The 618-nt window shown below is 75.4% G+C and carries 1 protein-coding gene; it reads right to left on the reverse strand.

The features are described from left to right. Positions 1-618: LamG domain-containing protein (locus tag KUM32_RS15375; protein WP_217142444.1), on the reverse strand; the 618-nt coding region annotated here is incomplete at both ends.

Here is a 618-nt window from a genome sequence, read left to right on the forward strand (position 1 = left end):
CGTCCAGGTCACCCCGGAAGAAGCCGCCGAAGCCGTCGGCGTACTCGGCGGCCCCGAGGGTGACGTGGCCGCGCGCGAGCCACGGCGTGGTGAACGCCTCGGTGGCCTTGAGCGAGCCGTTGACGTACAGCTTCATCTGCCCGGCGTCGTGGTCGTAGACGGCGACCACGTGGGCCCACTCGCCGAGGCCGGCGCCCGCGCAGGTCGGCTGGCTGTCGGGGCACGGGCGCTGGGCGGCGCGGACCACCGGGGCGTTCGGGTCGTCGGCACCTGCTCGCAGGAAGACCCAGCCGAGGGTGGGCGAGTGGTACAGCTCGAAGCCGCGCAGGGTGTTGCCGGCCTGGCTGAGGGCGACCATGGACCGCTCGCCCCGGTCCTTGGGCAGCCTGGCCCACAGCGAGGCGGTGAAGCTCTGGTGGGTGTCGAGCACGGGTTGGCCGGTGCGTACGTGGTCGTCCACGCCGTCCAGGGACAGGGCGCCGCCGGCCACGCCGGGCGCGCCCAGGGTCGGGCCGCCGTGCGGGATGCCGGTGACGCGCTGGCCGCGCCCCGCGACGGCGGTGGCCGTGGCCTCCTCGTCCAGGTTCCAGACGGCCTTGGTCGGCCGGCCGCCCGATG

It is taken from the genome of Streptomyces sp. AC627_RSS907, from assembly GCF_019049165.1.